This is a genomic window from Aeromonas tecta (assembly GCF_000820185.1).
GTDB lineage: Bacteria > Pseudomonadota > Gammaproteobacteria > Enterobacterales > Aeromonadaceae > Aeromonas > Aeromonas tecta.
In genome coordinates, this window is record NZ_CDCA01000036.1 from 479,362 (window position 1) to 486,161 (window position 6,800).

Genomic DNA, 6,800 nt, shown 5'->3' on the forward strand with positions numbered 1-6,800 from the left:
CACGCAAGAGGCTGATAAAGACGAGGCTCCTACCTTCCCTCCCCCGATCTTCTCCTGCTCAGCAACCGCCTGATAGGTGGACTGAATGGCACCCATAAAAAAAGCGGCAGATTGCTCTGCCGCTTTTTGCTCAGTCTTGGGCCAGATTACTTGTCGATATCCAGCATGTTGTTTTGCAACATGAAGTCGATCACCTGGGTGGCCGTGGAGCCAGAGCCGCCGGTCAGGGTATCGAAGGTGTGGTTCATCAGCACTATCTCCTGAGTCACCGGCGCCGTGCTGTTCTCCTTGACCTGCAGGTGCACCCCTTCGTTGTCCTGGAACACGGAGAGCAGGCCCTTCAGGGAACTCTCTGTCTTGCTGCCATCGTTATCCAGCAGATCGCTGAGATCCAGCTTATCCCCCTCGGCCTTGGAGAAGTCGGTGACATAATCCTTGGTCAGGGTACCCGGCGTGGTATCGCCCTTCTGCCAGACGAAGGTATCTGCACCGCCATTACCGGTCAGGATATCGTTACCCAGACCCCCGACCAGCATGTCGTTACCCAGACCACCGGCCAGCACGTCATTACCGGCACCGCCATAGAGGTTGTCGTTGCCACTGCCGCCATAGAGGGTGTCATTGCCGCTCTCGCCAAACAGGTTGTCATCGCCTACCCCACCAAACAGGATGTCGTTGCCGGCACCACCGTACAGGAAGTCATTGCCACCCTGGCCAAACAGGATGTCGTTGCCCTCCCCGCCGAGCAGCACATCCGCCTTGTCGTTATTGGAAGACTGATCGAAGTCGGCGGCGTGCTCCTGAATATAACGGTGCACATCGGCATCCAGCACCTCACGGCCCAGCTGCGCCGCGACATAGCTCTTCACCGCCGCGTAGCCTTCGCCATTGATGCCGGCAAAGTGCACCGCATCGCCAAACAGGATGTCGTCACCGGCACCACCGTCGATCCGGTCTGCCCCCGGCAGGTTGTTGATCGAGGTACCCAGGATGGCATTGGCCAGATCCGAGGCGTTGACACCGGTCTTGATCACCCCATCGGAGTCGTAGGACTTCAGATCGTCATAGGAGATATTCGCCCCCAGTCCGATCGCCTCGACCGTCACCCCCATCCCGGTCAGCAGCCCGAAGCCCGCCACCGAGTTGGTAATGGTGGTACTGGTTGAATCCTGACCATTCCCAGCCAGGGTCGAATAGGTATAACCACCCTTGCCATCCGCACGCATATAACCAACTTGGGAAGAGTTACCTTTCGTATCGATTTTATACACGGAACCTTGGGCATCAATAATGGTGTACCCACTACTCTTGTACACCTGCCCCGAAACATATCCATTTTGCAGCAGCTGATTGAGATACACGTCTTTAGAGTCATTTGTATAGTCATCAATCAGCGGGTTACTGCCCTCATTACCCAAGTAGTAGGTCGGCTTGCCATCGGTGATGAAGTAGGTCAGGTTCTTGGCGTTGCTGTTACCCAGCGCGGCTGCGCTGTTGAACCAGTTGGCCGTGGCCTTGAACACGTCCTCGTAGTTGGTGCCACCACCGCTATTTTTGCTGCCATCCATGCTGTCGAGGATCGCCTGCAGCTGGCTCAGGGCATTCGTATCCTTGAGGTTCACACTCACCGACTTGTTGGCCAGGGTGTCGAAGTCCACCAGGAAGATGTTGACCTTGCCCGCACCATCCGAGCCGGCGCTGCTCTTGAGGCTGGCAAACACCTGGGCCAGCTGGAGCTTGATGGTATCCATGGCGCTGGTGCCGATACTGCCGGAGCTGTCGACCATGAAGGCGATGTTGTAGTTCTGGCCCGGCAGCACCACGCTGCCGTCCAGATCCCCCACCACGATATTGTGCTCGCTGCCAAAGGTCCGGTTCTGGTCGCCCGGTTCCCCTTCGGTGGCATTGAAGTAACTCAGGCGGATGCTGTCATCGTCGGTGGCGGAACTGGTCTGATCGGTCCCCACCTCCTTGGCGATGGCCTCCACCTTGAGATCGACTTGGCCGGCACTGCCGCCAGGAACCCGCAGGGTCAGTCCGCTCAGCTTCAGATCCAGTGCGCTCGCGCTCCACAGACCGCTGCCGGAGGTGAGGGTGATCTTGCCGTCGGCGCCGGCGGTACCCAGCAGCTGACTGCCGTTATAGAGCAGGGAGTTCTGCGGCATGCCACTCAGCACCAGGCTGTCGAACTGTTCGCTGCCATCTCGATCGCTCAACGAAGCGTTCAGCTCCACCGGATAGTCGACCACGGTCGGCTGCACCAGGGTCAGCCCACCGGTGTCCTGATTGATCTGGTAGATGCCGTCGGCGAACTGGACATACTCGATGTCGTGCAGTGCCTTGGTGGTGGCCGCGCCGTTCTCCGTCACGTAGAAGTTGAACCAGCGATCGTTGGTCGAATATCCGCTGCCCTTCTGGATCACGTAGTCGGCACGGTTGCCCGGCAACACGGCGAGATCCGTACCGGCGCCGCCATAGAGGCCATCATTGCCGAGGCCAGACACCAACACGTCATTGCCGTTTTCCCCGTAGAGGGAATCCCCCTGTACGGCGTTTCCGCCGACCAATATATCGTTACCGCCACGGCCGTAGAGTAAATCACCACCACCGTGTGAGCTGACGATATAATCGTTGCCACTATCGGTACCAAGCACCTGCTCCTGACCGCTGCTGCTGTCACTGAGCGAATTGGTGATCCCGAAGGCACCCTTGTTGAAGCTGCCGGACTGGAATTGGCTGGTGGTGATGCCCGCACTCGGGAAGCTCTGGCTGTAAAGCGGTATGCCATTGCCTGTCAGGGTCACGTTGACCGTCGGCTTGTCGGCCACGGCCGTCACATCGAGCACCAGCTTGCCACTGTTGCTGAGGTTGGCGCCGTCGCTGACCTGATAGCCAAAGCTGGCGTAGTCGCCCTTCATATTGCCGGTGGCGGCACCACTGCCGTTGCTGGCGTTGGTGCTCGACTCGTTGAGACCCGGCACGAAGCGCAGGTGACCGGTGTCGATATCGCCGTAGGAGATGAGATCCCCCACCTTCACCGCGACCCACTGGCCGGCGGCATTGAGGTATTCCAGCTTGCCGTTGAGCGGCAAGGTGCTGATCTGCACGCTCAGATCGGTCGATGCCTGATCATCAGTGGCGCCAAACTGGGCCCACTTCAGTACCTGCGGCTGATCTTCCGCTCCGACACTGTGGCCACCGACGGTGCTCGGTGCCCGATCGTTATCGGTGATGGTGCCAGTGCCATTCTGGCCACCTATGGTCACGGTCAGGGTCTCTGTGGTCTCCACCAGGCGATCGTCCAGAGTCGGGATGGTCACGGTGAAGCCGGAGACGCCGGCTGGCACGGTGATCTTGCCGGTCCCACTGTTATAGGTCACCCCATTGCTGAACTGGGCGGTTCCCCAGTCGAGACTGGATGCCGGGTTGGTGCCGCTGCCCTGAATGGCAAAGTCATACTGGGTCACTTCCTGAGTCGCGTCGGACAGGGTCACGCTGTGACTCAGGTTGCCGCCTTCGGCCACGCTCTCGCTGGAGACCGACTGCACAGTCGGTGTGAACAGCGGCTTGGTGGCAAACGACCCCAGACTGGCATCCCCATCCCCATCTACTACCCGGATCTGGAAGTCGATATCCCCATCGCCAACCGGCTTGGACATGTTCTGATACTGGAAGAACTCCCACTTGCCAGTGGCGGGGGTGAACTCCAGACGGAACACCAGGGTGCCATCACTGGTCTTGCCGACCAGGGTATTGGTCGACTCCAGGGTGGTGGTGATCGCCTTGCCGGTGGCCGTGGTCAGCCCAGCCTCGGAACCGAGCAGTTGCATCGATCCCTTGCCATCCGCCCCCCATTGCGGCGTGACGGTACCCGAGCCGTAGGCGATGGCCTGGGCAGTGCTGGCGCCGAGGAACTCGATGCTCTTCACGGTGAAGTCACTGTTGTCGGCATTGAGACCATTGCCATTGTTGGTGGCCTTGATCACCATGGTATCGAAGCCGCCCTGCTGCACCTGGAAGTTGCCAGCATAGTCGCCGCCCGAGGCGTTGGAGCTGAAGGTCTGGGTGCCAATCAATACGCCACCACGGTAGAACTCCACCACGCCGCTCTCCAGCTCGCCACCGAACATCTGGCTGAACTTGATATTGGCGCCATAAGCAACCTTGCCCGCATCCAGCTTGATGACCAGCTGCTCGGAGGCCGAGGTGCCATTTGCGAAGTGGCGGAAATCGATCTCGTTGGCGAGATTGAGGTTGGGCGCAGCCACGCTGGAAACCCCCAGCCCTGAGCTGGAACCATTCACATTCGCCGCGATCAGCGTCGAGTTGGTCGATGAGGTGAAGCCAAGGGCCGTGATGGTAAAGCCCGCCATGCCGAGCGTCGTCTGATTGCCACTGTATTTGGTCAGATCGAACAGACCGGTCAGCGCAGCCGGGATATCCGTCTTGGTGACGGACACCGCCGCGGCATCGCCCGCCACCGGTGAGTCATCCTCAACCGAGATGGGCAGGCTGCCGGTGGTGGTGGTCTTGCCATCCGACACCGTCACACCGATCTGGAAGTTGAGTACGTCTTCACTCCCCTTGACTGGATGGTCAAGCGGCGCCTTGAGGGTCACGTCGTAGCCCCAATCCCCCTTGCCCCCTGTCGGAGCGGTCAGCTTGACGTCGATGACGGCCTTGTAGTCCGCACCGCCCACCGCGCCGGTATAACCGGTCAACACCTTGGTGGTGGCATTCCAGTTCCACTGCACCGCAGCGCCGCCGGACGTCAGACCTGTCGGCCCACTCAGGCTGACGGTCAGGCTATCCTGGCTATCCAGGTCGCCGACCGTGATCTTGCCACTGGCGACCACGCTGTCAGTGGTGTCGCTGCTGCCTGCCGTATCGGCAATACCGCCGACAAGACCCTCCTCAGATACCACTGCCCCCTTGTCGATGCTCAGCGTCGGCGCATCGTTGGTACCGGTGATGGTGATGGTCAGGGTGCTGGTCTGGCTGACGGTGCCATCGGTGGCAGTGTAGGTAAACACCACGTTCGCCGTGTTGCCCGCCGCCAATTTCTGGGCATCCGCCCCGTTGGCGTTAAAGCTATAGCTACCATCGGCGCGGATAGTCAGGGTGCCGTAGCTGTTAGTCAGCACGGTGTCACCGCTGGCGTTGACCGCGGTCGCCGTGCCCGTGGTGCCGTTCAGGATCCCAGTCACCTTCAAGGTGTTGCCATCGACATCGCTGTCGTTGGCCAGCACGCCGCTCGCCGCATTGACGGTCAGGATGGCGTCTTCGTTGACCGCCCCCACATCGGCCTGCAGCACCGGTGCATCGTTGGTGCCGGTGATGGTGATGGTCAGGGTGCTGGTTTGGCTGACGGTGCCGTCGGTGGCGGTGTAGGTAAACACCACGCCAGCGGTCTGACCGGCCGCCAGTTTCTGCGCATCCGCCCCATTGGCGTTGAAGCTGTAGCTGCCATCGGCACGGATGGTCAGGGTGCCGTAGCTGTTGCTCAGCACGGTGTCGCCACTGGCGTTGACGGTGGTGGCCGTCCCCGTGGTGCCATTCAGGATCCCGGTCACCTTCAGGGCATTGCCATCGACGTCACTGTCGTTGGACAGCACGCCGCTCGCCGCATTGACGGTCAGGATGGCGTCTTCGTTGACAGCGCCCACATCGGCCTGTAGCACAGGGGCATCGTTGGTGCCGGTGATGGTGATAGTCAAGGTGCTGGTCTGGCTCACGGTGCCGTCGGTGGCGGTATAGGTAAACACCACGTTCGCCGTGTTGCCCGCCGCCAGTTTCTGGGCATCCGCCCCGTTGGCATTGAAGCTGTAGCTGCCGTCGGCACGGATAGTCAGGGTGCCGTAGCTGTTAGTCAGCACAGTGTCGCCACTGGCGTTGACGGTGGTTGCCGTGCCCGTGGTGCCGTTCAGGATCCCGGTCACCTTCAGGGTGTTGCCATCGACATCGCTGTCGTTGGCCAGCACCCCGTTGGCTGCAGTCCTGGTCAGGATGGCGTCTTCGTTGACTGCCCCCACATCGGCCTGCAGCACCGGTGCATCGTTGGCGCCGGTGATGGTGATGGTCAGGGTGCTGGTCTGGCTCACGGTGCCGTCGGTGGCGGTGTAGGTGAACACCACCCCGGCAGTCTGGCCCGCCGCCAGTTTCTGGGCATCCGCCCCGTTGGCGTTGAAGCTGTAACTGCCGTCGGCACGGATGGTCAGGGTGCCGTAGCTGTTAGTCAGCACAGTGTCGCCGCTGGCATTGACCGCGGTGGCCGTGCCCGTGGTGCCGTTCAGGATCCCGGTCACCTTCAAGGTGTTGCCATCGACATCGCTGTCGTTGGACAGCACCCCGTTGGCTGCAGTCCTGGTCAGGATGGCGTCTTCGTTGACAGCGCCCACATCGGCCTGCAGCACTGGCGCATCGTTGGCGCCGGTGATGGTGATGGTCAGGGTGCTGGTCTGGCTCACGGTGCCGTCGGTGGCGGTGTAGGTGAACACCACGCCTGCAGTCTGACCGGCCGCCAGTTTCTGGGCATCCGCCCCGTTGGCGTTGAAGCTGTAGCTGCCGTCGGCGCGGATGGTCAGGGTGCCGTAACTGTTGCTCAGCATGGTGTCGCCACTGGCGTTGACGGTGGTTGCCGTGCCCGTGGTGCCGTTCAGGATCCCGGTCACCTTCAGGGCATTGCCGTCCACATCGCTGTCATTCGCCAGCACGCCGCTCGCCGCATTGACGGTCAGGATGGCGTCTTCGTTGACCGCCCCCACATCGGCCTGCAGCACAGGTGCATCGTTGGCGCCGGT

General features: G+C 61.1%; 1 protein-coding gene. It reads right to left on the reverse strand.

From position 1 onward, the window contains the following. Window positions 1-146: 146 nt before the first annotated feature. On the reverse strand, window positions 147-6,800 hold a 6,654-nt coding region (locus tag BN1137_RS17230; RefSeq protein ID WP_157433801.1), incomplete at its 5' end, for a VCBS domain-containing protein.